At 70.9% G+C, this 25369-nt stretch carries 22 protein-coding genes; 9 read left to right on the top strand and 13 right to left on the bottom strand.

All coding sequences use genetic code 11. The annotated features are described in order from the left end of the window. Positions 1-364 precede the first annotated feature (364 nt). Positions 365-1555 carry a hypothetical protein gene (locus ACIBQ1_RS03070; protein WP_397274260.1) on the top strand — a complete coding sequence of 397 codons (1191 nt, stop codon included), beginning with the start codon at positions 365-367 and terminating at the stop codon, positions 1553-1555. A gap of 88 nt (positions 1556-1643) precedes the next feature. After that, positions 1644-2285, top strand: coding sequence for a Uma2 family endonuclease (locus ACIBQ1_RS03065; RefSeq protein WP_397274259.1), 642 nt, complete (start codon positions 1644-1646; stop codon positions 2283-2285). A gap of 7 nt (positions 2286-2292) precedes the next feature. Here the strand turns inward: ACIBQ1_RS03065 and ACIBQ1_RS03060 are convergent, their stop codons facing one another. Together ACIBQ1_RS03060 and ACIBQ1_RS03055 are read right to left on the bottom strand one after the other, a co-directional pair. After that, a complete protein-coding gene (locus tag ACIBQ1_RS03060) occupies positions 2293-2916 on the bottom strand; it encodes an FMN-dependent NADH-azoreductase (protein ID WP_397274258.1) in 624 nt (207 codons plus the stop codon). Between the two features lie 106 nt (positions 2917-3022). After that, entirely contained in the window at positions 3023-4312 is a 1290-nt protein-coding gene (locus ACIBQ1_RS03055) for an ABC transporter ATP-binding protein (RefSeq protein WP_397274257.1), read from the bottom strand. A gap of 228 nt (positions 4313-4540) precedes the next feature. Between ACIBQ1_RS03055 and ACIBQ1_RS03050 the strand changes: the two genes are divergently transcribed. Genes ACIBQ1_RS03050 through ACIBQ1_RS03040 form a run of 3 tightly spaced genes read left to right on the top strand, consistent with a single transcriptional unit; the run spans position 4541 to position 7901 of the window. After that, positions 4541-6001 (top strand): glycoside hydrolase family 13 protein, encoded by a 1461-nt coding sequence (locus tag ACIBQ1_RS03050; RefSeq protein WP_397274256.1) that lies wholly within the window; start codon positions 4541-4543, stop codon positions 5999-6001. 5 nt (positions 6002-6006) lie between these two features. Next, positions 6007-7032, top strand: a complete 1026-nt coding sequence (locus tag ACIBQ1_RS03045) for a LacI family DNA-binding transcriptional regulator (protein WP_397274255.1) — start codon at positions 6007-6009, stop codon at positions 7030-7032. Then, positions 7029-7901 carry a carbohydrate kinase family protein gene (locus ACIBQ1_RS03040; RefSeq protein ID WP_397274254.1) on the top strand — a complete coding sequence of 291 codons (873 nt, stop codon included), beginning with the start codon at positions 7029-7031 and terminating at the stop codon, positions 7899-7901. Before ACIBQ1_RS03045 ends, ACIBQ1_RS03040 begins: the two co-directional genes overlap by 4 nt. Here ACIBQ1_RS03040 and ACIBQ1_RS03035 read toward each other — a convergent pair. Both ACIBQ1_RS03035 and ACIBQ1_RS03030 read right to left on the bottom strand, forming a co-directional pair. Further along, entirely contained in the window at positions 7885-9096 is a 1212-nt protein-coding gene (locus ACIBQ1_RS03035; protein ID WP_397274253.1) for an MFS transporter, read from the bottom strand. The genes ACIBQ1_RS03040 and ACIBQ1_RS03035 overlap by 17 nt on opposite strands. Before the next feature lie 203 nt (positions 9097-9299). Beyond that, a complete protein-coding gene (locus ACIBQ1_RS03030) occupies positions 9300-10286 on the bottom strand; it encodes a cation diffusion facilitator family transporter (RefSeq protein WP_397274252.1) in 987 nt (328 codons plus the stop codon). A gap of 158 nt (positions 10287-10444) precedes the next feature. On the opposite strand from ACIBQ1_RS03030, the gene ACIBQ1_RS03025 reads away from it, so the two are divergent. Beyond that, a complete protein-coding gene (locus tag ACIBQ1_RS03025) occupies positions 10445-10786 on the top strand; it encodes an ArsR/SmtB family transcription factor (RefSeq protein ID WP_397274251.1) in 342 nt (113 codons plus the stop codon). A gap of 52 nt (positions 10787-10838) precedes the next feature. Here ACIBQ1_RS03025 and ACIBQ1_RS03020 read toward each other — a convergent pair whose 3' ends face one another. Together ACIBQ1_RS03020 and ACIBQ1_RS03015 are read right to left on the bottom strand one after the other, a co-directional pair. Beyond that, on the bottom strand, positions 10839-11447 hold the full coding sequence (locus tag ACIBQ1_RS03020; RefSeq protein ID WP_397274250.1) for an amino acid-binding protein: 609 nt from the start codon (positions 11445-11447) through the stop codon (positions 10839-10841). 299 nt (positions 11448-11746) lie between these two features. Then, on the bottom strand, positions 11747-14860 hold the full coding sequence (locus tag ACIBQ1_RS03015) for a bifunctional cytochrome P450/NADPH--P450 reductase (RefSeq protein ID WP_397274249.1): 3114 nt from the start codon (positions 14858-14860) through the stop codon (positions 11747-11749). A gap of 54 nt (positions 14861-14914) precedes the next feature. On the opposite strand from ACIBQ1_RS03015, the gene ACIBQ1_RS03010 reads away from it, so the two are divergent. The 3 genes from ACIBQ1_RS03010 (at position 14915) to ACIBQ1_RS03000 (ending at position 17447) form a co-directional block, all read left to right on the top strand. After that, the gene (locus tag ACIBQ1_RS03010; protein ID WP_397274248.1) at positions 14915-15481 is read left to right on the top strand and encodes a TetR/AcrR family transcriptional regulator; all 567 of its coding nucleotides are present in this window, start codon (positions 14915-14917) and stop codon (positions 15479-15481) included. Positions 15482-15552: 71 nt separating this feature from the next. Beyond that, complete coding sequence (locus tag ACIBQ1_RS03005) at positions 15553-16722, top strand: thiolase family protein (protein ID WP_397274247.1); 1170 nt, start codon at positions 15553-15555, stop codon at positions 16720-16722. A 23-nt stretch (positions 16723-16745) separates the two neighbouring features. Next, positions 16746-17447 (top strand): SDR family oxidoreductase, encoded by a 702-nt coding sequence (locus ACIBQ1_RS03000; protein ID WP_397274246.1) that lies wholly within the window; start codon positions 16746-16748, stop codon positions 17445-17447. Between the two features lie 4 nt (positions 17448-17451). On the opposite strand, the gene ACIBQ1_RS02995 is transcribed toward ACIBQ1_RS03000, so the two are convergent. From ACIBQ1_RS02995 to ACIBQ1_RS02965, 7 genes are all read right to left on the bottom strand, one after another. Then, a complete protein-coding gene (locus ACIBQ1_RS02995) occupies positions 17452-17754 on the bottom strand; it encodes a hypothetical protein (protein ID WP_397274245.1) in 303 nt (100 codons plus the stop codon). Between the two features lie 9 nt (positions 17755-17763). Next, on the bottom strand, positions 17764-18375 hold the full coding sequence (locus ACIBQ1_RS02990) for a TetR/AcrR family transcriptional regulator (RefSeq protein ID WP_397274244.1): 612 nt from the start codon (positions 18373-18375) through the stop codon (positions 17764-17766). A gap of 52 nt (positions 18376-18427) precedes the next feature. Further along, complete coding sequence (locus ACIBQ1_RS02985; RefSeq protein ID WP_397274243.1) at positions 18428-19660, bottom strand: right-handed parallel beta-helix repeat-containing protein; 1233 nt, start codon at positions 19658-19660, stop codon at positions 18428-18430. A 79-nt stretch (positions 19661-19739) separates the two neighbouring features. Next, positions 19740-21518 carry a glycoside hydrolase family 13 protein gene (locus tag ACIBQ1_RS02980; protein WP_397274242.1) on the bottom strand — a complete coding sequence of 593 codons (1779 nt, stop codon included), beginning with the start codon at positions 21516-21518 and terminating at the stop codon, positions 19740-19742. 5 nt (positions 21519-21523) lie between these two features. Then, complete coding sequence (locus ACIBQ1_RS02975; protein WP_397274241.1) at positions 21524-22363, bottom strand: sugar ABC transporter permease; 840 nt, start codon at positions 22361-22363, stop codon at positions 21524-21526. Further along, positions 22360-23940 carry an ABC transporter permease subunit gene (locus tag ACIBQ1_RS02970; protein ID WP_397274240.1) on the bottom strand — a complete coding sequence of 527 codons (1581 nt, stop codon included), beginning with the start codon at positions 23938-23940 and terminating at the stop codon, positions 22360-22362. The genes ACIBQ1_RS02975 and ACIBQ1_RS02970 overlap by 4 nt, the downstream gene beginning before the upstream one ends. A gap of 2 nt (positions 23941-23942) precedes the next feature. Beyond that, positions 23943-25223: an extracellular solute-binding protein gene (locus ACIBQ1_RS02965; RefSeq protein WP_397274239.1), complete on the bottom strand. Its 1281-nt coding sequence runs from the start codon at positions 25221-25223 to the stop codon at positions 23943-23945. Positions 25224-25369: the final 146 nt, after the last annotated feature.

Below are 25369 nucleotides of genomic sequence, written 5' to 3'. Positions count from 1 at the left end.
CACGGCGCCGGGTCGGGACAGATCGCATAGGTCAGCACGACCCTGCCGTCCGGCTCGTACCGCCAGCTCGTGGAGTGGACCACGGTCCCGGGATCCTGGGCCGCGACCCCGCCGAGCCGGCGCGCCGCCTCGTCGGGGCTTTCCCCGTGCCGCGGCCGGGTAAGGGCATGCCGGTAGGACCAGCGATTGTCGGTGCCCACCCGTAGCATGAGCGTCTCAACCAGGACCACGTGTCTTCCCGTCACCGCCACCAACTTACTGCCAATCATATGCAAGTACGACCCAGACGCATCGTCTGAACGCTCTTGAAAGCCGTGGCGGGCCCGGATGTAGTCGATGGCACGCGAGAAAGGGGCCGACAGCCATGCCGGGTTTGCTGGTGTTGATGGGGTCGGGCGAGACGAGCCCGACCATGGTCGAGATCCACCGCGCGGCGGCGCGTTCGCTGCGCGCGGGAGCGCGGGCCGTGCTGCTCGACACTCCCTACGCCTTCCAGGAGAACTCCGCAGACATCTCCGCCCGCGCCCGCCGCTATTTCGCGCACAGCGTCGGCCTGGAGGTCGAGGTGGCGGCCGGGATCACGGGCGCCGACTGGGTCTTCTCCGGCCCCGGCAGCCCGACCTACGCGCTCGACCGGTGGGCCGACTCGGGCGTGGCCGGTGACCTGCGTGCCCGGGTTCGCGCACGTCAGGGGGTGACGGTGCTGGCCTCGGCCGCCGCCTGCACGGCGGGTCTGGCCACCGTGCCGGTCTACGAGATCTACAAGGTCGGCGCGGATCCCCACTGGCGTGAGGGCGTCGACCTGCTGGACCCGCTCGGGCTGCGGGCCGTGCTGATCCCCCACTTCGACAACACCGAGGGCGGCACCCACGACACCCGCTTCTGCTACCTCGGCGAGCGCCGGCTGTCGCGCATGGAGCGCGAGCTGCCGCCCGGCGCCGCCGTCCTGGGCCTCGACGAGCACACCGCCCTGGTGATCGACCTCGACACCGAGTCGGTGCGGGTGGCGGGCCGCGGCGGCCTGACCGTCCGCCGGCCCGGCTCCGCGACGGTCCTGCCCACGGGCACCCTGACCGACCTCGCCGAGCTGCGCCGCCTGGCCGAGGGCGGCCCCGGCACGGGCGCCGTCACCCCGCCGCCCCCGGCGGACCCCGCTCCCGCCGAGGTCACGCTGGAGGAGACGATCCACACCTCCGAAGACCTGTTCAAGGCGGCGGTGGCCCGGCCGGACCCGGTGGCGGCGGCCCAGGTGGTGCTCGACCTGGAGGCGGAGCTCGTCAAGTGGGCGGCCGACACGGAGGAGGACGCCGGCGGGGTCGAGCAGGCCAGGGAGCTGATGCGGCTGCTCATCGCCCGCCTCGGCGAGCTCGCCTCGGCCGCCGGCCTCCGCTCGCGAAGCCTCCCCGCCCTGGTGGAGCCCCTGCTGACACTCCGCACCCGGCTGCGGGAAGAGGGGCGGTACGAGGTGGCGGACGCGCTGCGGACGGCGATGCAGGAGGGCGGCATCCTCGTGGAGGACACCCCCGACGGGCCCCGCTGGACCTGCGCCTCCTGAGACTTCCGGCGGGTGCCTGACGAGATCGGTAAAGGCGCGGTAACGTGATCTCGTCACTCGGCGTGCTCACGCGAATACGCTTGGCTCTGTGTCCCCCTCCATGGAAGGCGATGAAGCGATGCCTGCTGCGCCGTACGAAGGCTGGCTTGCCGCACACCCGCCGCCACGGCGCGTCAGGCTTTTCGCCCTGCCCCCGACCAGCAGCGACTACGCCGTCGAGGACTGGCTCAAGCTGCCCGAAACCGGGGAGCGCATCGAGTTGATCGACGGGAGTTTCGTAGTGAGCCCCATGCCCGCATTCCCTCACGCGCTCTGCGCGGGGCGACTTCGGCAGATCTTGATCGAGGCGGCACCTGAGGCATTCGAGGTGGTCGCGACGGGCAATCTCGAAGTCGGCGAGGACGGCCTCATTCCCGACATCCTGATTGGACGTGCCGAGGCGATGCTGGCCGACGTCACCATCCTCGCCGCCGCGGACACCGTGTGCGTGGTCGAGGTCGTCAGCCGGAGGCGCGACTACGAGGTCAAGCCGCCCAAATACGCCGCAGTGGGCATCCCGGTGTTCATCAGGGTCGAACTCGAGGGCGGGCCTCGCGTTGAAGTCTTCGAGCTCGGCGAGCAAGGCTACGAGCTGGTCGCGGAGGCGAAGGCGGGCACTGTGCTCACACTCGACCAACCCTTCCCCATCTCCTTCGACCCCGCCGTGCTGGTCGGGACGCGATCTCGATGACCCAGGGCTAGAACGTCCTGGCGATCCGGCGGGCGTGTTCGTCGGCCTGCTTGCGTTCGGCCTCGTACGAGCCCGTGAGCGTCGGGTGGTGGCGGATCTCCTGGATGTCGGCGATGCCGGTCCAGCGGAGCCAGTCGCCGAAGGACGTCGACTGGAAGTCGGCGCCGAACTCCGGCCCCAGGCCGGGACCCCAGACGGCGCTGGTGTAGACGACGGCGGCGCGCTTGCCGGTCAGCAGGGCGCGGTAGCCGGTCTCCGGGTGCACGTGGAAGATCATCGCCGGCTGGCTGACCACGTCGATGAACTGCTTCAGCTTGTAGGGCACGCCCCCGTTCCACATCGGCACGCTGAAGAGGTAGCGGTCGTAGGAGTCGAAGCGCTCGAACGTGCGCACGGCCGCCGCCCACGCCTCCGCCTGCTCGCCCTCGGGCGTGCCACCGCCGAACACGGTCATCTTCGCGCCCGCGGCGGCGGGGCCGAACTCGGGGAGCGTGCCGTCCCACAGGTCGAATTGGTCGACCGTCGCATCGGGCCGGGCGGCGCGGTATTCCTCGGCGAACGTCCGCGCGATGGCCAGCGAGATCGACTCGCCACCACGGGGAGAGGCGGAGATGTGCAGCAGTCTGCTCATGGTTTCGCGTCCTTTCTGGACTATGGTCCGCTTGCTGGACGCAAATATACGGACCACAGTCCGTTTGGTCAACGAGACGCGTGTGGGGCGGGCTCCGGCGTGAGGGTCAGCGGCGAGGGGGGTCGATGCGGGCGCCGTCGAGGGTGAAGATCATGATGCGGGAGAGGTCCACGCCGACCTTGGCGGCGTCGCCGGTGCGCCAGACGGGGCGGCCGCCCAGGCGGACGATCAGGTCCGAGCGGCGGTGGATGCCGCTGTTCGGGTGCTGGCCGACCTGCTCCTGCTCCTGATGCTCCTCCTCCTGCCGCTGCGAGGAGAAGATCCGCCGCACCAGTCCCGACAGCTTCCCCGAGCCGTTCTTGTCCCCGTTGGCCCGCCCGCGCGGGTCCGGCGGCTCCGGTACCGGCACGGCGGGCACCCCGCACTCCACGTACGCCAGCCACTCGTGCCCGTGATACTCCAGCGCCCGCACCCGCCCGAAGAACGACGGCCCGTCGTACGACTCCTGCACCGGGGCCAGCCCGTCCGGGCGCAGGCCCACCAGCACCTGCCCGCCCGTGTGCTGCGAGATCGCGTACGCCCTCGGATCGCTCCACGGCATCGTGAGCCGGTGCGGGCCGAAGTCGAGCATGACGTACTGGTTCTGCGGCGTCCTGACGTTGGCCGCCAGCAGGTTCAACTGCTGGGAGTTGAGGAACGCCGCCACGAACGCGGTGGCCGGATCGTTGTAAATCTGCCCGGGGGTGCCGACGTCCTGGAGCACCCCTCGGTTCAGGATGGCGATCCGGTCGGCGAGCGTCAGCGCCTCCACCTGGTCGTGCGTCACATAGATCGTCGTGACGCCGAGCGACCTGACCAGCGCCGAGATCTCCATGCGGAGCTCGGTGCGCATGCCGGCGTCCAGGTTCGACAGCGGCTCGTCCATGAGGAACAGCTTGGGCTGCCGGACGATGGCCCGCCCCATGGCCACGCGCTGCCGCTGGCCGCCGGAGAGCGTGCCGGGGCGGCGGTCCAGCGTCTCGTCGATGTGCAACGCCTTCGACAGCTCGGTCACCCGCTCGCGCACCATCGCGGGGTCCGACTTGGCGATCTCCAGAGGGAAGGCGATGTTCCCGCGTACGGTCCGGTGCGGATACAGGGCGCCGTTCTGGAACACCATGGCGACGTCACGATCGCGCGGGGCCAGATGGTTGGCGATCTCGCCGTCCAGCCACAGGTCGCCCTCGGTGATCTCCTCCAAGCCCGCGATCATGCGGAGCAGCGTGGACTTGCCGCATCCGGAGGGGCCGAGGAGGACGAGGAACTCGCCGTCTTCGGCCCGGAGGCTCAGCCGGTCGACTGCGAGGTAGTCGCCCGGATACACCTTGGTCACTTTGTCGAGAACGACCGAGCTCATGGGCCTACACCTTGCGCGCGTGTCACCTGTGACGAGGCTGATTGAAGAGGTAGTACATCGCGCCTTAACGCTAGATGTCCACCCTTGACATAAAGAATCTCCTGCGCGCGCGTTTAGGTCGAGGGCTTTGGGGGTTCTTAAGCGAAATTTCCGGATTAGAGGTGCATGTAAGGACTTGCGTAAACTTGCGGCAAGGGATTTCATAGTCGGGACCGTCAGGGGGAGAGTATGACCGCATGGTGGCGAGACGCCGCGATTTACCAGGTGTACGTGCGCAGCTTCGCCGACGGCAACGGCGACGGCGTGGGCGACCTGATCGGCGTTCGCGATCGTCTGCCATACCTGGCCGGGCTCGGCGTCGACGCCATCTGGCTGACGCCCTTCTACCGCTCCCCCATGGCCGACTTCGGCTACGACGTCGCGGACTACCGGGACGTCGACCCGCTGTTCGGATCGCTCGCCGACGCCAAGGCCCTCATCGACGAGGCGCACGCACTCGGCCTGCGGGTGATCACGGACATCGTCCCGAACCACACCTCCTCGGCCCACCCCTGGTTCCAGGAGGCGCTGCGCGGCCGGCACCGTGATCGGTACGTCTTCCGCGACCGGCCGAACGACTGGGAGTCGATCTTCGGCGGCCCCGCCTGGACGCAGGTCGAGGACGGGCAGTGGTACCTGCACCTGTTCGACCCCGCGCAGCCCGACCTCAACTGGGACAACGACGAGGTGCGCGGCGAGTTCGAGTCGGTCCTGCGGTTCTGGCTCGACCTGGGCGTCGACGGCTTCCGCGTGGACGTGGCGCACGGCATGGTCAAGCCGCGCGGCCTGCCCGACATCGGCCACCCGAACCAGACCACGCTGATCGGCAAGGAGCCGGTGCCGTACTTCGACAACGACGGCGTGCACGACATCCACCGCGCGTGGCGGCGCGTGCTCGACTCCTACCCCGGCGAGCGCATCGGCGTGGCCGAGGCGTGGGCACCGACGGCCGAGCGGCTGGCGATGTACGTCCGCCCGGACGAGCTGCACCAGGCGTTCAACTTCCACTACCTGTTCACCCCGTGGGACGCCGCCGAGCTGAAGGCCGTGATCGACTCCTCGCTCGCCACGGCCGGCTCCGTGGGCGCCCCGACCACCTGGGTGCTGTCGAACCACGACGTCAAGCGGCACGTCACCCGCTACGGCAGCCTGGCCAGGGCCCGCGCCGCCGCGCTGCTGACGCTCGCGCTGCCCGGCTCGGTCTACGTCTACCAGGGCGAGGAGCTGGGCCTGCCCGAGGTGCTCGACCTGCCGGACGAGGTGTGCCAGGACCCGCAGCGGCTGCGCGACCCCGACAGCGGCCGCGACGGCTGCCGCGTCCCGCTGCCGTGGACGCGCGAGTCCGGTTGGCAGGACCCGTGGCTGCCGATCCCGTCCGAGTGGGCCGGGCTGAGCGTGGAGGCGCAGGAGGGCGTGCCCGGCTCGACGCTGGAGCTGTACCGTACGGCGCTGGAGCTGCGGCGCGCACTCGACGGGGACCTCGTCTGGCACGAGTCGCCCGAGGGCACGCTCGTGTTCTCCAGAGGGCGGTTCGTCTGCGCCGTCAACCTCACCGCGACGCCGGTGGACTTCGGGATCGACGGGGACCTCCTGATCGCCTCGGGTGTCCCTGGAGCAGGGGATTCGGCGGTCTGGTGGAAAGTAAAGTGAGTGGCATGAACGGTCACGCTCGCCTAGCCGACATCGCCGCCCAGGCCGGGGTGAGTGAGGCCACGGTCAGCAGGGTGCTCAACGGCAAGCCCGGCGTCTCGGCCGCCACCCGCCAGGCGGTGATGACCGCGCTCGACCTCATGGGCTACGAGCGCCCGCCGCGGCTGCGCCAGCGCAGCAACGGGCTGGTCGGCCTGGTGACGCCGGAGCTGGACAACCCGATCTTCCCCGCCTTCGCGCAGGCCATCGAGAAGGCGCTGACCCAGCACGGTTACACGCCCGTGCTGTGCACCCAGCTGCCCGGCGGCGCGCCGGAGGACGAGTTCACCGAGCTGCTGGTCGATCGCGGGGTGAGCGGCATCGTGTTCGTCTCGGGGCTGCACGCCGACACCACCGCCCGCATGGACCGCTACACCCGCCTGACCGACCGCGGGCTGCCGATCGTGCTGGTCGACGGCTACAGCGAGCACATCGACGCGCCTTTCATCTCGCCCGACGACCGCATGGCCGCCCGGCTGTCCGTGCAGCACCTGGTCGACCTCGGCCACGAGCGGATCGGCCTCGCGCTCGGGCCGCGCAGGTTCGTGCCGGTGATCAGGAAGATCGAGGGCTACAAGCAGGCCATGGCGCAACTGCTCGGCGCGACCGACGTCGACGAGCTGATCGCCCACTCGCTGTTCTCCGTCGAGGGCGGGCAGGCAGCGGCCGCGCAGCTGCTGTCCCGGGGCTGCACCGGCATCGTGTGCGCGAGCGACCTGATGGCGCTGGGCGCGATCCGCGCCTGCCGGGAGAGGGGGTTGTCGGTGCCGGGAGAGGTGTCGGTGGTGGGGTTCGACGACTCGCCGCTGATCGCGTTCACCGACCCGCCGCTGACCACCGTGCGCAAGCCGATCGGCGCGATGGCCTCGGCGGCCGTGCAGACGCTGCTCGAAGAGGTGAACGGCGCCCCCGCCAAGCACGTCGAGCTGATCTTCCAGCCGGAGCTCGTCGTCCGCGGCTCCACCGGCTCCGGCCCGCTGGTCAACCGATGAATACCGACATTCTGGTTCTCGGCGGGGCCGGGGTCGACACGACCGTGTACGTGCCCGAGCTGCCGCTGCCGTACCGTGACACCTACCACGTGCCCCCGGTCGTCGACCGGATCGGCAACACGGGCGCGGGCGTGGCGCTGGGCTGCCACGCGCTCGGGCTCGCCGTCGCCTTCGCCGACCTGATCGGCGACGATCCGCAGGGCGCCCTGGTCCGCGACGCGCTGCGCGAGGTCGACTGCTCCTTCGGGCCCGCCGCGGCGGGCACCCGGCGCAGCGTCCTGCTCGTGGGGCCGGACGGCCGCCGCACCTCGCTGCACGACCCGAAGGTCACGCCCGGCGAGCGCCTGCCGCGGGAGCTGTACGCGAACGTGCGCGCCCGGCACGTACACCTGTCGATCATGGACTTCTGCCGCCACGTCTACCCCGACCTAGACGGCACTCCGGTCTCCACCGACCTGCACGACTGGGACGGCGCCGACGACTACCACAAGGACTTCGCCTACCGCTCCGACCTGGTGTTCCTTTCGGCCACCGCGCTGGCCGACCCGGCCGCCACGATGCGCGACATCCTCCGGCGCGGCCGCGCCCACACGGTCGTCTGCACGCGCGGGGCCGACGGCTGCCTCGTCCTGACGCGCGACTCCGGCGTGCGCGCCTTCCCGGCCGCGCCGCTGCCCGGGCCGGTGGCCGACAGCAACGGGGCGGGCGACGCGTTCGTCTCCGGCTTCCTGTACGGCACCTTGCGCGGCCGGTCGCCGGAGGAGTGCGTACGGCTGGGCTCGGCGGCCGGGGCGCACGCCTGCACGGTCGCCGGCACGCATGAGTCCCCGATCACGGAGTCCGCGCTGCTGGCTACGTCTTCGCGGTAGACCGCTGGTCCAGCTCCCGCCAGGCGCGGCAGACGAACGGCGGGATGGACGTGATCAGGTAGAGGCTGGTGAAGGCGTACAGCGTGGCCCGCAGGCCGGTCACCTCGGTGAGCGAACCGGCCAGCAGCCCGCCGAGCGGCATGGCCGCGTACGCGGCGGCCGTCATCGTGCCGAGCGCCCGCGCTCTCATGGGGGCGGGGATGCGGCCGAACTGCAGGATGCCGAGAATCGGGTTGATCGCGCCGGCCGCGAACCCCGACAACGCGGCCGTGGCGAGCGCCACGGGAAACGGCACGCCGAGCGCCAGGACCAGGACGCGGGGCACGCCGGCGACCAGGAAGCACACTCCGTAGGTCAGCCTCATGGGTAATCGTTCGCCGGCCGCTCCGTACACGATCGTCCCCGCCACGGCGCCCGCCCCGAGCGCGCCGGTGAGCAGGCCGAACGCGCGGGGGTCGCCTGCCACGTCGCGGGCGTACAGGGCCAGCAGCACCTGTGTCACGCCCGTGTCCAGCATGTTGACGACCACGATCATGCCGGTGGCGCTCATCTGCAGGCGGTCGCGCCAGAGAAAGGTCAGGCCGTCGCGCAGGTCGCGAAGGTAGCCGCCGGATTCGCGTTGCCCGTTCTCGATGCGCGGGATGCCGCCGGCTATGAGCGCCGCCGACAGGAGGAAGGTGACCCCGTCGACGATGAGGAGCGTGCTCGGTCCAGCCCAGAGGATCAGGATTCCGGCGAGCGGGGCGCCCACCATGGTCGCGCCGCGGTTGGCGCCGTCGTAGGCCGCCGTCGCGCGTTCGATGCGTACGCGGCCGAGGGCCGACAGGTCGGGCAGCATGGCCTTGCGCGCGGTCTCCCCCGGCGTGGCGGCCAGCCACCGTACGAACAGCAGGACCAGCAGGAGCGGATAGGACAGCCCGGTCGTCAGGAACAGCGCGGGGATGGCGAGGACGACGAGGCCGCTCACCAGGTCGGACACCACGCTCGCCCCGCGGAATCCCAGCCAGTCCACCAGCGTGGCGCCGAACGCGGCGGAGATGACGATCGGGAACGTGGTGGCGAAGGCGGCCAGCCCCGTGAGCCCGGCGCTTCCCGTGGTCTCCAGGACGAACCAGGGGACGGCGAGCATGGAGAGCACGTTTCCGGTGACGGATAGAGCGTTGGCCGACAGCAAGGTGATGAATGGACGCCTCACGCGTTTATGCCCCCGGCAACGTCTCCCACCTCAGCGTTCCTCACGGTCGGCGCGCGGTCAAGGGAGCGTTATGGACGGAATGTCGTGATTGGAGCCTTCCTGGTCGCGGGCCGCGCGGGCGACGCCGCCTCAGGTTTCCCACCGTCCCCACCGTCCCCGCCGCCGCGTCCCGTCCCACCGCCGCTCGAGCGGCGGTGGCGGGGTCAGCCGGACCGGTGGGCGGACAGGGTGGCGTGGTGGTCGGCGCCCGCGGGGCCGTGCGGGTCGGTGTGGACGGTGGCGGCCCTCAGGCGCGGCAGTTCGTGGATGAGCCGGTGCTCGGCCTCCACCGCCACCGCGTGGGCGTCCACCACCGACATGTCGTGATCCACCAGGATCTCCACCTCGGCGTGCAGGGCGTGGCCGATCCAGCGCAGGCGTACGGAGCCGACGTGCCGAACCCCGTCCACCGCACCCAGGATGCGCTCGGCGCGGTCCACGAGAGCGGGATCCACGGCGTCCATGAGCCGGTGGTAGACCTCGCGGGCGGCGTCCCGCAGCACGAAGCAGATGGCGAACGTGATCAGCAGGCCCACGATCGGGTCCGCCAGGGGGAAGCCGAGCGCGGCGCCGCCCGCGCCCAGGAGGACGGCCAGCGAGGTGAAGCCGTCGGTCCTGGCGTGCAGCCCGTCGGCCACCAGGGCGGCCGAGCCGATCTCCCTGCCCACCTTGATCCGGTAGCGGGCCACCCACTCGTTCCCCGCGAACCCCACCAGGGCCGCCCCCGCCACCCATCCGACGGCCCGGAGGTCCTGGGGGTTCAGCAGCCGCGTGACGGCCTCGTACCCGGCCAGGCCCGCTGAGGCGGCGATCAGCAGGACGATGACGATGCCCGCGAGGTCCTCGGCCCTGCCGTACCCGTAGGTGAAGCGCCGGGTGGCGGCGCGGCGGCCGAACGAGAACGCGATCGCCAGCGGGACGGCGGTGAGCGCGTCGGCCAGGTTGTGCAGGGTGTCGCCGAGCAGCGCGACCGACCCGGAGGCCACGACGACCACCGCCTGGAGCGCGGCGGTGGCCATCAGGACGGCGAACGAGACGGCCAGCACGCGCATCCCGCGACTGCTGGTCTCCAGGGCGGCGTCGGTCCTGTCGACGCCGTCGTGGGCGTGGGCGTGGGCGCCGAGCGGATGACGAGCCGCGACATGGTGCACGACCCGGGCGAACCATCGGCGGCCGTGTTCGTGCTCGTGTCCGTGCTCATGTCTGTGCTCATGTCTGTGCTCATGTTCGTGTGGCGCATGGTCCCGCTGGTCAGTCATGACGTCCCTCGCCTTGCGCAATTTGTCTCGCTTGACCAGGCTATGTAGTTATGTACGCACGCGACGACGCCTCAGGTGCCGAACCCACTCCCGCCCAGGTGAACGCGGCCGTGGACGCCTTCCGCATGCTCAGCGACGGCACCCGGCTGAGGCTGATGTGGTTGTTGTCGTCGGGCGAGCAGGATGTGAACTCGCTTGCCGAGGACATCGGCGTGCCGCGCCCGTCCGTGTCGCAGCACCTCGCCAAGCTCCGGCTCGCGGGGCTGGTGGACACCCGCAGGGACGGGCGTCGCGTGCTCTACCGGGCCCGCGACTCCCACGTGCGGACCCTGATCGCGGAAGCCCTGTTCCACGCCGACCACGAGGTGTCCGGCCTCCCCCGCCACGACTAGGACCATGTGGGGGCCGGGGTACGGCCTGTAGGCGTCCAAGCCCTGCTCCGGGTCAGGCGCGGGCGGCCAGCTTGGCGACCACGTCGACGATGCGGGCAGCGCGTTCCAGCTCGGCACGGTGGAACACCGGCCCGTCCGCCCTGGCCACCACCAGGTGCAGCCCCTGCGCGACCACCGGCAGCAACATCAGGCGCAGTTCGTCGGCGTCCATGGTGGCGGCTCTCGGCGGCGGCTCGGGCAGGTTCAGCTCGAACTTCTCGGGAGCGGCCAGCGAGGCGTGCCGTACGGCGCCGTCGGCCAGCGCCACCGACCACTCCGCCCCGCACAACCCCGGCAGCGCGTCCACCAGCGCGGCGAACCCTCGGGCGGGCTGGGACACGACGTGCATCAGAAGGTCATAGTCCAGCGCCGAACCCGGCACCTCCTTGGTCGCCCAGACGCCCTCCACCCGTACACCCGGCATGGCCGACAATCGTTCACGAGCGTCTGAGGGGGTCACCGGCCCCGGCCAGGAAACGGTGAAATCGTCCACGGCCCGTCCGGCCTCGCGTTCGAGCACGGTGACCTGCAGGATGTCCGCGCCGAGCGCTCCAAGAGACTTGGCGACCTGACCCAGGCCGCCAGGCCGGTCCGGCAGCGACACCCTCAGTCGCAGCAGCATTGCCGCCCCCTTTCAGAGGCTCTCACAGTGCCGTGGAAAAGTTTCGAGCATGTTCCACGGATATGTCGCGCATGCTGCGGTTATATCCCAGCATGCAGTCTTAAGTCCGGAATGTCGATAAAGGCCTGGCGCGGGTTTCCGCAGGTCATGGTACGCCTCTCCCGGGGGCTCCTCGCCGGTCCCCAAGCACCCCGAACCGCCCACCCGGCCGAGGTTCTCAGCGCCTGCGCACGAACCCACCGCCTCGCCGACCCGGCGTACAAGAGCGCCGGGCGGCTCGGGCGGCGGGCGAGGGCGGGTCAGGCGAAGACGTCCTGTTGGTAGCGGCCGGACGACTCCAGGGCGGCCAGCCAGTCGGCGCCGTCCTTCCCCGTCCGCGAGCGGTAGATGTCCAGCAGCGTCCGCCGCACCGCGGGAGCCATCCGCAGCCCGTCACCGCAGACGTACACATACGCCCCCTGGGAGAGCAGCTCCCACACCTCCTCAGCGTGCGCCGCGATGGCGTCCTGGACGAACCGGTACGGGTGCCCTGGCACGGCCGAGTACGCGTTGTGCGCGGGCACACCCCAGCGGGCCAGGTCATCCGCGTACAGCAAGTCGTGCCGCGGATGCCGGCAGCCGGTGAAGACGGCGGCGGGGCCGGGAGCGCCGGACAGCAGGCGCTCCTCCAGGAAGCCGCGCAGCGGCGCGAACCCGGTGCCGGGGCCGACGAGGATCACCGGCGTGGCCGGGTCGTCCGGCAGGCGGAACGGCGGCGCGGGGACGCGGACGTAGCCGTAGAACACCTCGCCCTCCTTCAGCCCGGCGAGGTAGGCCGAGCACATGCCCTGGTAGGTGCCCGTGCCGGACCAGGCGGGGCCCTCGACGAGGCCGACGGTGAGGCGCACGAGCGAGGGGTCGGCCAGCGGCGAGGAGGAGACGGAGTAGTAGCGCGGCTTGATCGGCCCGGCCATCTCCAGGAACACCGGCAGCGGCAGCTCGATCGCGGGGAAACGTTCGAGCAGGGTCAGCGCGGAGACGCGCTTGGCGAGGACCTCGTCGGCATAGTTCGCGGTCAGCTCGGCGAGCCGGCCCTTGGTCCAGGGGCAGGCGGTGTGCGCGGCCAGCGCCTCGAGGTCGGACCGGGTGGCGACCTCCTGCAGCTCGGCGAACTCGGTCAGCAGCAGGCCGGCCGTGACCGCCGTGTCCACGGGCAGGTGGGTGGCTCCGGCGGCGCGCAGGCGTACCACCTGCTCGCGGGGGACGCGCAGGCAACGCAGCGCCCACTCCACCAGCTCGGGGTCGTTCCTGGCGAAGACGGCCACGTGGTCGCCCGCCGAGTACGTGACGCCCTCGGGCAGCCGGGCCACGACGGAACGCACGCCGGGGCGCGGCGCCTCGGTCGAGAAGTCCCACAGGCCGGTCGGGTCGGAGGTCAGCTCCTCGTTGGAGACGACGGTCAGCGGGAAGGCGCGCGAGGAGACGACGGCGGGCCTGACCTCGGCCTCGCTGAGCACCTCCATCGCGTAACGCGGCCCGGCGCTCTCCGCGCCCAGATTCGCGGAGGCCGAGTACCCCTCGGCCAGGGCCGCCCACAGCCGGGCGGTCCAGGCGGTCACGTCGCCGTCGAAGTCGCCGTCCGCGTCGGCCTCGCCGCGCTCGATCAGCGGCACCGCTCCGGCGGCGGTCAGCTTCCCGTACGCCCGCTTCGGGAACTCCTGGTACGTGGGCCACTGCGTGTTCCCGCAGCCCAGCACGGCCAGCCGGACCCCGGACAGGTCGGGCAGCGCCTCCAGGGCGTCAAAACGCTGGGCGTTGTCGGGCGCCTTGCCGTTGTAGGAGGAGGCGACCACGACCAGCAGGCCCTCGCTCGGCGGCGTCATGTCGTCGAGCGTGGTCAGCGTGGTGGTGAAGCCCGCGCGACCGGCCCGCTCGGCCAGGCGTTCGGCGATGTCGGAGCTGGTGCCGAGGTTGGAGCCGTAGGCGACGGTGAGCGGCACGCCGCCGGTGACGGCGATCTCTTGCTGCTCGCTCCGCTCGGCCTCCTGCGCCACGGCGACGGCCCGCTCGTGCGCGCGCCGCTCGCGCACCCTGATCGTGAACCCGTCGGGCTTGATGGTGAGGGTCTGCTTGATCTTCATGCGGTAGACGTTCGGGTCGGAGATCGCGAACCGCCGCAGGATCATCGCCAGCGCCAGCCTGGCCTCGGTCAGCGCGAACTGGCGGCCGATGCAGGCCCGCTCGCCGTTGCCGAACGGCTTGTACGCACCCGGGTGGTGGCTCTTCCTGTTCTCCGGCAGCCAGCGGTCGATGTCGAACTCGTCCGGCCGCTCCCACGCCTTGGGGCTGCGGTGCAGCACCGGCAGCAGCACGGCGACGCCCTGGTCCCTGGGGATGGGGTAGCCGCCGATCTGGGTGTCCTCGATCGCGCTGACGCTGATCGCGGGGATCGGCGACCAGTGCCGCAGCGTCTCCTCCAGGATCCGCGCGATGACGTCGAGCTTCATGATCGTCTCGTACGTGGGCGGCTCGTCGCCCGGCAGCAGCCGGTCCACCTCGTCGTAGGCGCGCGCCAGCGTGTGCGGGTCGCGCAGCAGGTTGTACAGGGCGAAGGAGAGCAGGCCGCTGGTGGTCTCGTGGCCGGCGATGAGGAAGGTGAGGACCTGGTTGCGGATGTTCTCGTCGGACAGGCGGGCGCCGCTCTGCGGGTCGGAGGCCTCCAGCATGAGGCCGAGCAGGTCCTTGGAGCCGGTGGCGCCCTCGGCTCGGCGCTGCCTGATCACGTCGTCGACCAGCGACTGCATGGTGGCGATGTCGCGCCGGTACGCCTCCTCGTGCCCGCGCTTGAGCTTGGTGACGAACGACAGCTGCTGGTTGCGCAGCATGGCCTCGGTGAGCGCGCCGCCCATGGCCCGCAGGAACGGGTGCAGCTCGGGCGAGTCGAAGGAACGGAACCGGTAGCCGAACCCGGTGAGCGAGATCGTGTCCAGGGTCAGCCTGGTCATGTCGTCGGCGACGGGCAGGTCCTCCCCCTGGCGGGCTGCCCACGACTCGACGAGTTGCTCGGCGATCTCGAGCATCTGCCCGTAGTACGCCTTCATCGCCCGCTGGCTGAAGGCCGGCATCAGGATGCGGTGCGCCTGCCCCCACACCGGCTCGTCCGGCTCGGCCGTGAACAGGCCGTCGCCGCCGAAGTCGCGCACGATCGACAGCGGCGGCTTGATCCGCTTGACGAACCGGCTCTCGTCGCACACCTCGGCGACCATGTCGGGGTCGTAGACCAGCACGATCGTGCGCCCGGCGACCTCCAGCCTGTAGATGCCCTCGTCGTACTGGGAGGCGACCTGGATGAAGTGCTCCACGGGCGAGTGAGAGGGAATCTGCAGCGTGTTGCCGAGGATGGGCAGGCCCTGCGGGGCGGGGATCTCCGCCATGATTGCTCCCTTCGAGTAGCCATACACCGTATGGCTGACGCTACCATACGGCGTATGGCAGTGAGTGCGCGCAGGGGCGCCCCCCTGAACCTCGACGAGATCAGCTCCACGGCGGTGCGCCTGATGGAGGAGAGCGGCGTGGAGGGGCTGTCCATGCGAAAACTGGCGGCCGAGCTGCAGGTCAACCCGATGTCGCTCTATCACCACGTGGAGAGCAAGGAGGCGCTGCTGGGGCTGGTCTGCGCCACGGCGATCGAGCGCATGCACGTGCCGCCGGACGACGGCGCCCCGTGGCAGGAGCAGCTCAAGGCGCTGGGGCTGGCCTACCACCGGCACGCGAAGGAGCACCCGGCCGTGTGGGGATATGTCCACACCCATCCGAGGCTCGTCTCCGACCGGCGGCTGCCCATCTGGCAGACGCTCTACCGCATCCTGCGACTGGCGGGGGTGCCGGACCCGGAGCTGCGGCGGACGAGCGAGATCCTGCACGCGTTCGTCGCCGGTTTCGTCCTGGCCGAGACCCAGGGGCACATGTCGGACGACCCCGAGGAGATCGAGCGCACCTTCGACGCGGCCATCCGGCTGATCGTCGACGGCCTGGCCGGCTTCACCTCCCCGTAGGATGTCAGTTGGAAAACCCAACCCACTCGAACTAGAGTGGGTTCAGTTTTCCAACTGACGAGGAGGGCGCGATGCGTGATGCCGTCATCGTGCAAGCCGTACGTACTCCGATCGGCAAGGGCAAACCGGGCGGCGGCCTGTCCGGGATCCACCCGGTGGACCTGCTCGCGCACACCCTGCGCGCCCTGATCGAGCGCAGCGGCGTGGACCCGTCCCTGGTGGACGACGTGATCGGCGGCTGCGTCGACCAGGTGGGCGAGCAGGCCATGAACACCACCCGCAACGCCTGGCTGGCGGCCGGGTTCCCGGAGTCGGTGCCCGCGGTCACGGTGGACCGGCAGTGCGGTTCGTCACAGCAGGCCGTGCACTTCGCCGCCCAGGGGGTCATGTCGGGCGCGTACGACCTGGTGGTGGCGTGCGGCGTGGAGTCGATGAGCCGGGTCCCGATGTGGTCGAACGTGCCCGCGGGAGCCGACCCGTTCGGCCCGGCCCTTGTTGGCCAGCACGCCGGGCGCTTCCCCGAGGGCCTGGTGCCGCAGGGCATCAGCGCCGAGCTCATCGCCGCCAAGTGGTCGCTCAGCCGGGAGCGGCTCGACGAGTTCTCGGCCGGCTCGCACCGCAAGGCCGCCGCCTCCTCCTTCGCCGCCGAGCTCGCGCCCGTCGCCGGGCTGGACCGGGACGAGTCGGTACGCCCAAGCACGACGCCGGAGATCCTGGCCGGGCTCAGGCCCGCCTTCGCCGACCCCGGCCACGCCGAGCGGTTCCCGCAGATCGACTGGTCGGTGACCGCGGGCAACAGCAGCCCGATCAACGACGGGGCGGCGGCCGTACTGATCACCACCTCGGAGACGGCGGCCCGCCTCGGCCTGCGGCCCCTGGCCCGCCTGCACAGCTTCGCCGTCGTCGGCTCGGACCCGATCCTCATGCTCACCGGCGTCATCCCGGCCACCGAGAAGGTCCTGCGACGCGCGGGGCTGAGCCTCGCCGACATCGACCTGTTCGAGGTCAACGAGGCGTTCGCGAGCGTCGTCCTGGCCTGGCTCCAGGAGACCGGCGCCGACCCGGCCAAGGTCAACGTCAAGGGCGGCGCCATCGCCCTCGGCCACCCGCTGGGCGCCAGCGGCGCCCGCATCGCCACGACCCTGGTCCACGCCATGGCCGAGCGCGGCGCCCGCTACGCGCTGCAGACCATGTGCGAGGCCGGCGGCCTCGCCAACGCCCTCATCCTCGAACGTCCGTGACCCACACCTTTGGAGCCATCCTCATGAAGATCTCCGGCAGCGTCGCCCTCGTCACCGGCGCCAACCGCGGCCTGGGCGCCGCGTTCGCCCAGGCCCTCCTGGACCGGGGCGCCCGCACCGTCTACGCGGCCGCCAGGAACCCCGCCACGATCACCGACGCGAACCTCACCCCGATCGAGCTCGACGTCACCGACCCGGCCGCCGTCGCGGCCGCGGCCGAGCGCTGCGCCGAGGTGAACCTGCTCGTCAACAACGCCGGCATCTCGCGTGCCGGCAGCTCGGACCTGGACGCGGCGCGCGCCGAGATGGACACCAACTACTTCGGTCCCCTGTCCATGAGCCGCGCCTTCGCCCCCGTTCTGGCCCGCAACGGCGGCGGGGCGCTGGTCAACGTCCTGTCGGTGCTGTCGTTCATCACGGCGCCCCAGGTGAGCGGGTACGCCGCGTCGAAGGCGGCGGCGTGGTCCCTGACCAACGCCCTGCGGCTGGAGCTGCAGGAGCAGGGCACCCACGTCCTGGGGGTGCACGCGGGCTACATCGACACCGACATGGCCGCCCGCGTCACCGGGCCCAAGATCACGCCCGCGGAGGTCGTCGCGCAGACCCTCGACGCCCTGGAGACCGGGGCCCACGAGGTGCTGGCCGACGCCATCAGCCGGCAGTCCAAGGCCGGGCTGTCGGGCGATCTGGAGAGCCTCTACCCGGCGCTGGCCGCCGGCAGTTAGCGCCTCAGTCGCTCGCCTCCCAGACGGCCTCGAACGCCTGCTCGGTGATCTCGGTCAGCTCCCAGACCTCCAGCGGCTGGTCGGTGAGGAAGCCGTGCTCGTCCTGCAGGTGGCGCCACCAGTAGCGGCGGGCGGTCCGGTCGGCGCCCACCAGCACCTGCCTGATGGCCCACTCTTCGCGGCCGTCGCCCTCGACGCTCTCGAACAGCCAGGCCCGCCCGTTCTCGTCGCCCAGGTGCCAGTAGCGCCGGGGAGCCTCGGACTCGGCGAGCTGCCGCACCAGCGGCTGGCGAAGGTCTGGAAGCACCCGTCCACTCTAGAGCGAGCGCACCCCGCCTATGGCGATCTCGGCGGCGCGGGCCATCGACGCCACGATCTCCTCGTCCGACTGGCCGGCCTCGCGTGCGGCGCCGCCCACCCCCTGGACCGCGCCCATGAAGGAGCCGGCCACCGCCGCGGCGCTGATCGGGTCGAGCACGTCGGGGAAGGCCGCCAGCAGCTGCCGGGCGACCTCGCGCTGCACGCCGAACATCATGTGCAGAGCCTTGGCCTGGATGGAGGGCACGGTCGCGACCAGGTGCTCGTACACCTCGGCCAGCTCGCGGTCGCCGGCGATCGGGCCCCTGGTCAGGTAGTGGACGACGACCCGGTCATACGTCTTGAGCAGCACGTCGGCGACGCTGTCGGACGGCTCCCGCTCGGCGACCGCGTCGGCCATGTCCTGCATGTAGTCCGCCACCTCGGCGAACAGCACGTCCTCCTTGGTCGGGAAGTAGTTGAAGAACGTCTTGGTGGCGACGTCGGCCGCGGTGGCGATCTGCGCGACGGTCGTCTGCTCGTATCCCTGCTCGGCGAACAACCTGAGCGCCGTGCCGACGAGCAGCTGCCTGGTCTGCCGCTTCTTGCGCTCGCGTCGTGACTCCTCCATGCCCAGCAAGCTTACACTCGCTGCATGTTTACACTCGCCAGGGCGGGCGCCGTCAGTGCTGGTAGGCCCCGGCGTCGGGGGCGCCGACAAGCCGCCGGCCGGTGAGGTCCTTGCCGAGCGCCTTGCCGCCGTACCACCTGGGGGTGAGGGGCAGGCCGCGGCCGAACGCCGGCGAGCCGGGCCGCAGCCGCAGGTCGGTGCGGGAGACGAACTTCGGGTCGGCCACGACCGACTTCGGCCCCAGCTTGAACCGGTTCACCCGTCCCTGGTAGACGCTGCCGCCCTCGTCGGCCCCCTTGCCGTCCTCCCAGCCGGCGTCGCCGCCCACCACGATCACGTTGTTGCGCAGCTTGAGGATCGACGGGGCGCAGCCGTCGTGGCAGGACCAGCCGATGGTGTCCCTGGCCGGCAGGTAGACCGAGTTCTGGACGGCGAGCGTGCCCTTGACGGGCCCGACGACGTGGCGCGGGCCGCGGGTGATGAGGAACGAGCCGCGGCTGCGGGAGGAGGTCACGACGTTGAAGGCGAACACGTTGCCGGTGGCGGTCTTGCCCTTCTGGGCGCCGAGCTCGGTGAACGTCTCGTTGTCGCGGGCGATGTTGTGGGTGACGCGGTTGCGGTCGCCGTCGAAGATCTCGACGGCGGCCCCGTCGGTGCCGTAGTCGGCGCTCTTGGCGAAGCTGCCGGTGATGGTGTTGCCGGTCACGAGGTTGTCGTCGCCGTTGAGCAGCACGCCGAAGGCGCCGGAGTCGTTGTCGCCGCCCTCGTCGTTGACGCTCATCCGGTCGTTGTCGGTCAGGACGCTGTCGCGGACGGTGTTGCGCGAGCCGGACGGGGTCACGTAGACGCCCGCGATGTTGCGGTCGGCCTGCACGCCGGCCAGCTGGTTGCCGTCGCCGGCGACCTGGAAGCCGGCCCAGCGGCAGCCGGAGGCCCGCAGGCCGCTGACGCGCCAGTGGTTGCCGCTGATCACGACGCAGTCGTCGTCCATGCCGCTGATCCTGGCCAGCGGGCCGGTGCCGTACGCCTGGACGACGATGGGCTTGGCCGCGGTGCCGTCGGCCTCCAGCTTGAGCGGGCCGGTGAAGGAGCTGCCGCGCTTGAAGCTGACGGCGTCGCCGGGCTTGAGGTCGGCAGAGTTGACCTTGTCGAGAGACTTCCACGGCGCGGTGGCGCTGGTGCCCGCCGCGTCGTCGTTCCCCGACTTGGAGTCCACGTAGTACGTGGTGCCCGCCAGCGCGTACGCCGGGGCCGCCGGTGAGAAGGCAGGCAGGACAGTCGCCATGACGGCTACAGGCAGCAACCTCATTCGAGCACACCACTATCGAGTTGGAGCGGAAGGGGGGATGCCAAAGGTAGCGTGATCACCGTGTGAGACGCCAGAGACGCACCGAAGGCCCGTCTCCCGGGAGCACGTCCCCGTCCTCGGCGTCGTAGAGGCCGCGGGCGTGGACGCCGAGGCGGAGCGGCGCGCCCGGCGCCCGCCGCACGCACACCAGGATCGACTCCTCGTACGTCTCCCGCGCGAAGACCAGGCAGTCGGCGTCGGCGTGCAGCCAGCGCAGGCCGCCGTGGCGCAGCGCGCGCTCGGCGCGGCGCAGCCCGAGCAGGTCCCGGTAGGCCGCCAGCGTCGCGAGGTCCTGGTCCGCGGGCCGGTTCCAGGGCATCGGGGTACGGGAGTGCTCGCCGTTCACCCCGGTCAGGCCGAACTCGCTGCCCGCGAACACCATCGGCGTGCCCGGCAGCGTGGCCTGCAGGCCGAGCGCGAGCAGGTGGCGCTCGCGTGAGCCGGTGACGGTGCGGATGCGGGGCGAGTCGTGCGAGTCGAGCAGCTGCCAGGAGTGGACGAGCGAGCGCCAGGACATGTGGGACGCGAACGACCGGAACGTGGCCAGCGCGGCGGCCCCGTCGCGCGAGGGCACGCCGCCCGGCACGCCGAGGAAGTGGTCCAGGTCCAGCTCGGGCCCGCGCAGCCAGGCCCAGACGGGGCGGGTGAAGCCGCCGTAGTTCATGGTGCCGTGCCAGCCGTCGCGGTCGAGGTCGGGCGAGGCGTCGTGGTTGTGCTCGGCGATGAACGCGGCCCCGGGGCCCAGCGCGGCCCGCAGCAGGGCGGCGGCCTCGTGGTTGTGGTCGTCGGCGCCGCGCCTGCCGGTCATGTTGGCCACGTCCACGCGCCAGCCGTCCAGCGGCCCCAGCCACCTCTTCAGCACGGCCCGCATGCGGGCGCGGACGAGTTCGCTGCCCCAGTTGAGCTTGGGCAGCGTCTTGACGCCCCACCAGGACTCGTAGTCGCCGGTGTCGCGGTCGAAGTAGAACATCTCGCGCTCGACCGCGTTCACGTCGGAGACGGCCGCGGTGAACCATTCGTGCGTGTCGCCGCAGTGGTTGGTGGTGATGTCGCCCAGCAGCCGCATGCCGCGGGCGTGCAGCGCGCCCGACAGCCGGTGCAGCGCCTCGTCGCCGCCGAGCAGCGGGTCGACGTGCTCGAACGTGGAGGCGTTGTAGCGGTGGTTGGAGCGGGCGGGGAAGATCGGCGTCAGGTAGACGGTGTCGGCGCCGAGGCTCTGGACGTGGTCGAGCCGCTGGATCACGCCGTCGAGGTCGCCGCCGTAGAACTGGTCCGCGGTGCCGGGGCCGCTGGGGATGACCGGATCGAAGTCCCAGTCGCGCGGCAGCGCCCAGTCGGGCAGGTCGCGCATGGGCCGGGAGCGGTCGAAGCGGTCGGGGAAGATCTGGTAGACGATCGCGTCCGACATCCAGGGGGGCGGCGGCTGGTGACACACGAGGCGGAAGTCGCCCGCGTCGGTCACGTCGTGGGTGACGAGCCCGGCCGCGGTCAGCCACGCCTGGCCGCCCCGCGTGGCCAGCAGGAAGCGGTAGGGGGTGACGGGGTTGACCGCGGTGATCTCGGCCCGCCACCAGACGTCCGTGCCGCCGTACCCGCCGGCGTCCGGCCGCGACGGGTCCGGCGCCGCCTCGGCGTAGCGCGGCTCGCCGTCGTGCACGGTACGCACGTGCACGCCGGTGATCCCGGCGGCCAGCGGCGCCCGCAGCCACAGCGTCACCCGCGAGCCGACGGCGGGCTCCTGGTCGGAGACGTACAGAGCTGAGCCGTCGTGATGCGGCTCCCCGATGAAGCGCAATGCACCTATCCCTTGACTGCCCCGGCGGTGAGCCCGGAGACGATGTACTTCTGCAACCAGAGGAACACACTCACCGTGGGAATCGCGGTAAGCAGCGTGGCCGCGGCGAACATGCCGAAGTTCGCGTTGCGGTGGTCGCCGGCGATCATCCCGTACATGCCCACGGCCAGGGTCTTGCTCTCGGGGTCGCGCAGGAACACGTTGGCCATGAGGAACTCGCTCATCGTGCCGATGAACGCCAGCAGCGCCGTGACCGCGAGGATCGGCGTGACCAGCGGCATGATGACCCGCCAGAAGATCTGCGCGTGCGTGGCCCCGTCCACGGTGGCGGCCTCGTCCAGCTCCTTCGGCACGGTGTCGAGGAAGCCCTTCATCAGCCAGGTGTTCACGCCGAGCGCGCCGCCGAGGTAGAGCAGCAGCAGCCCCCACACGGTGTTGAACCCGAAGGCCGGATACAGCTCGGTCACCCTCGTGAAGATCATGAAGATCGTCACGATGGCCAGGAACTGCGGGAACATCTGGATCAACAGCAGCGCCAGCAGCCCGACCCGCCGGCCCGCGAAGCGCATGCGGCTGAAGGCGTACGCGGCGAGCATCGACAGCAGCAGGCTCGCGAACGACGACACCAGCGCGATGAACACCGAGTTGAAGAACCACCGGCCGAACGGGTAGCTGTCGGAGCTCAGCAGGTTGGCGAAGTTGGCCAGGCCGGCTCCGGTCGGCAGCAGTTCCGTGGAGGCCAGCGTGCCCATGGGGTTGATCGCGGCCGAGACCACGAACAGGATCGGGAAGAGCGCGAAGGCGCACACGACCAGCACGAAGACATGCCTGAGGGCGAGCTTCACGCGTAGACCTCCTCCTGCTTGCGGGTGCGGCGGAACGCCACGGCCGAGATGACGGCCACGATCGTGAAGATGAACACCGAGACCGCCGCCGCGAAGCCGAACTGCGCGCCGCCCGCCCCGAACGCCAGCCTGAAGGTGTAGGTGATCAGCAGGTCGGTGCCGCCCACCTGCGGGTTGTCGGCCGGGAACGGGCCGCCCTCGGTGGTGAGCGCGATGGCGTTGAAGTTGTTGAAGTTGTAGGCGAACGACGAGATCAGCAGCGGCGTGAGCGCGACCAGCAGCAGCGGCAGCGTCACCCGCCGGAACGCCTTCCACGGCGTGGCCCCGTCGATGGCCGCGGCCTCGGTCAGCTCGCGCGGGATGGCCTGCAGCGCGCCGGTGGTGACGAGGAACATGTACGGGAAGCCGAGCCAGAGGTTGACCAGGATCACCCCGAACCGGGCGGTCGCGGTCTCGCCCAGCCAGTCGACGTTGGCGCCGAGAAGCTGGTTGATCAGGCCGAAGTCGCGGTTGAACATGTCACGCCACACCAGCAGCATGGCGAAGGCGGGCATCGCGTACGGCAGGATCAGCGCGATCCGGTAGAACCGGGTGCCGCGCATCCGCGGATGGTGCAGCGCCAGCGCCACCGACATGCCGAGCGCGAACGTGCCGAGCACGGAGGCCAGGGCGAAGACCAGGTTCCAGCCGAACACCCCCGCGAAATAGCCCGAAATAGTCGGATTTGTCAGGACGCGAGCGAAGTTGTCGAACCCGACGCCGACCTGCCAGCCCTGCGCCAGGTGCTCGCCCTTGGCGTTGACGAAGTAACCCTGGTCCTCGTCGGCCGTCCAGGTGTCGCCGTTGCCGCGCACGCAGTCGCAGCCGGCGTCGTACACGAGCGCCGCCTTGCCCTCGACCGCCCGGCTGAGCCCGTTCGCCTTGATCACGCCGTCGCCGGTCGGCACGGCCAGCGCCGAGATCTCCTGCCCGCGGGCGGCGGCCTCCGGCGCCTTGAGCACGGTCAGCCCGGGGGCCGCCAGCACCTTGCCGGTGACCCCGACCTGGGCGCCCGCCAGCGGCGACAGCCCCTTCGCGTCACCCAGCCGCACCTGCTTGGTCTTCGGGTCGACCAGCAGGAACACCAGCTCGTCGCCGCGCAGCGCGGCCGTCAGGGCGTACTCGGGCGAGCCGGGGGTCTGCCGCACCGAGCCGGTCTCGATGGCGGTGACGGCGGCGGCCTGGTCGCCGCGGTGCCCGTCGCCGAAGTTCGTGAACGCGGTGGTGACCGTGTAGACCACGGGGAGCACCTGGAACGCGATCAGGAAGACGGTGCCGGGCACCAGATACTTGGCCGGGACGAAGCGGCGGGTCAGGTAGAGGTAGGCGATGGCCGCGCTGACGGCGCACACCAGCGCGAGCGAGCCCCACGACTCGGCGGCGACCAGCGGCGGCACGGCGTAGAGCAGGATCGCGGCGGCCACGGCCAGGACCGCGATCCTGCTCACCACGAACGCCGTGGTGATCTCCCGGCGGGGCCGTGGAGCCCGCTTGGCCTCCCCGCTGTTTCTCGGGGCTTCGCGCACGTCGAGCGCCATGATCAGTGCTTGAGCGAGCCGTCGATGGCCTTCTGCGCGGCCGTGGCGGCCTTGGCCGCGTCGCCGCCCTTGACGACGGCGTTCTCGGCGATGCCGAACGGCTCCCAGATCGCCGCCATCTCAGGGATGGCCGGCATCGGCAGGCCGTCCTTGCCCGCGTCCATGAACTTGACCGCGTCCGGGTCGCTCGCCTGGACCTCCTGGAGGGCGGCGGTCAGCGCCGGGGGCCGCGGGTCGGCCTCGTACAGCGCCTTCGCGACGTCCTTGTTGGTCACGTAGTTGGCGACGAACTCCTGGGCCAGGGCCTTGTTCTTGCCCTTGGAGGCCACGAAGAACGTCTGCACGCCGACGAACGGGGTGGCGGGCTTGCCGCCCTTGAACGCCGGGACGGCCGTGATGTCGTACGGGAAGCCGCCCTTCTTGACCTCGCTCATCGCCCACGGGCCGGAGATCAGGTAGGCGCACTTGCCGCCGGCGAAGTTCACGATGTAGTTCTCGTTCGTGATCGACGTGCGCAGGGCGCCGTCGCCCTTCTCACCCAGGTCCTTCAGCTTGCCGAACGCCTTGACCGAGTCGGCCGAGCCGACCAGCACCTGCTTGGGGTCGGGGTCGCCGGTGGAGGTGGCGCCGAACAGCGCGCCGCCCGCCGAGGCGAAGATCGGGTAGACGTGGAAGGCGTCGCCCTTCTGGCCGACGGGGAGGCAGAGCACCTCCTTGACCTTGCCCGCCGCCTTGAGCTCCTTGCCCTTGGCGATCATGTCCTCGATCGAGGCGGGCGCGTCGGGGGCGAGTTTGGTGTTGCGGATCAGGGCGATGTTCTCCACCGCGTACGGGGCGCCGTAGACCTGCCCGTTGAACGTCACGGCCTGCATCGCCTTGGCCGAGAAGGCGGCCTTCTGCTCGTCGGTCAGCGTGACCGGGTCGATGGCGCCGTTCTGCACGAGGTTGCCGATCCAGTCGTGCGCGCCGATCATGATGTCGGGGCCGCTGCCCTGCTGGGAGGCGGTGAGGAAGGTCGTCTGGTTGTCCTTGCTGATCTCCTTCACCTCGACGGTCACGCCGTTCTCGGTGCCGAACTGGTCGGCGAACGGCTTGAGCGGCTTGACGCGGCTGGGGTCGGCCCAGATCACGAGCGTGCCGCCGCTCTTGGCCGCCGGGGCGGAGGCGGACGCGCCGGGTGCCGCCGAAGAGGCCGACGGGGAAGCCGGCTGGGAATCGCCGCAGGCCGTGGCGGCGAACGCGAGGGTCGCGAGAGCGGCCACACCCAGAGCCCGCATGCGCATGAGACCTCCTGAGGTCACGGAGGAACGGCAGCACCGCGCAAGCACCGCCGGAAGAAAGCTCTAACGTTTCCGGGACGTTAGCGGCTCTTTGCAAGAATTGGAAGAACTTGCGAAAGAGCGTTACGTGATCCTCACCGAACAGGGTG

This window comes from Nonomuraea sp. NPDC050153 (genome assembly GCF_044460125.1).
Lineage (GTDB): Bacteria > Actinomycetota > Actinomycetes > Streptosporangiales > Streptosporangiaceae > Nonomuraea.
The sequence above is the reverse complement of the archived record's forward strand: the minus strand, read 5'-3'. Positions and strand labels throughout refer to the sequence as shown.

What these genes read in the sequence shown, in the direction of transcription:
- ACIBQ1_RS03040 (WP_397274254.1), top strand. Translation starts at nt 7,029, where the DNA reads ATGAATACCGACATTCTGGTTCTCGGCGGGGCCGGGGTCGACACGACC.
- ACIBQ1_RS02970 (WP_397274240.1), bottom strand. Translation starts at nt 23,940, where the DNA reads ATGGCGCTCGACGTGCGCGAAGCCCCGAGAAACAGCGGGGAGGCCAAG.
- ACIBQ1_RS03010 (WP_397274248.1), top strand. Translation starts at nt 14,915, where the DNA reads ATGGCAGTGAGTGCGCGCAGGGGCGCCCCCCTGAACCTCGACGAGATC.
- ACIBQ1_RS03060 (WP_397274258.1), bottom strand. Translation starts at nt 2,916, where the DNA reads ATGAGCAGACTGCTGCACATCTCCGCCTCTCCCCGTGGTGGCGAGTCG.
- ACIBQ1_RS03050 (WP_397274256.1), top strand. Translation starts at nt 4,541, where the DNA reads ATGACCGCATGGTGGCGAGACGCCGCGATTTACCAGGTGTACGTGCGC.
- ACIBQ1_RS03045 (WP_397274255.1), top strand. Translation starts at nt 6,007, where the DNA reads ATGAACGGTCACGCTCGCCTAGCCGACATCGCCGCCCAGGCCGGGGTG.
- ACIBQ1_RS02985 (WP_397274243.1), bottom strand. Translation starts at nt 19,660, where the DNA reads ATGGCGACTGTCCTGCCTGCCTTCTCACCGGCGGCCCCGGCGTACGCG.
- ACIBQ1_RS03055 (WP_397274257.1), bottom strand. Translation starts at nt 4,312, where the DNA reads ATGAGCTCGGTCGTTCTCGACAAAGTGACCAAGGTGTATCCGGGCGAC.
- ACIBQ1_RS03000 (WP_397274246.1), top strand. Translation starts at nt 16,746, where the DNA reads ATGAAGATCTCCGGCAGCGTCGCCCTCGTCACCGGCGCCAACCGCGGC.
- ACIBQ1_RS02990 (WP_397274244.1), bottom strand. Translation starts at nt 18,375, where the DNA reads ATGGAGGAGTCACGACGCGAGCGCAAGAAGCGGCAGACCAGGCAGCTG.
- ACIBQ1_RS02965 (WP_397274239.1), bottom strand. Translation starts at nt 25,223, where the DNA reads ATGCGCATGCGGGCTCTGGGTGTGGCCGCTCTCGCGACCCTCGCGTTC.
- ACIBQ1_RS03070 (WP_397274260.1), top strand. Translation starts at nt 365, where the DNA reads ATGCCGGGTTTGCTGGTGTTGATGGGGTCGGGCGAGACGAGCCCGACC.
- ACIBQ1_RS03015 (WP_397274249.1), bottom strand. Translation starts at nt 14,860, where the DNA reads ATGGCGGAGATCCCCGCCCCGCAGGGCCTGCCCATCCTCGGCAACACG.
- ACIBQ1_RS03005 (WP_397274247.1), top strand. Translation starts at nt 15,553, where the DNA reads ATGCGTGATGCCGTCATCGTGCAAGCCGTACGTACTCCGATCGGCAAG.
- ACIBQ1_RS03025 (WP_397274251.1), top strand. Translation starts at nt 10,445, where the DNA reads ATGTACGCACGCGACGACGCCTCAGGTGCCGAACCCACTCCCGCCCAG.
- ACIBQ1_RS03020 (WP_397274250.1), bottom strand. Translation starts at nt 11,447, where the DNA reads ATGCTGCTGCGACTGAGGGTGTCGCTGCCGGACCGGCCTGGCGGCCTG.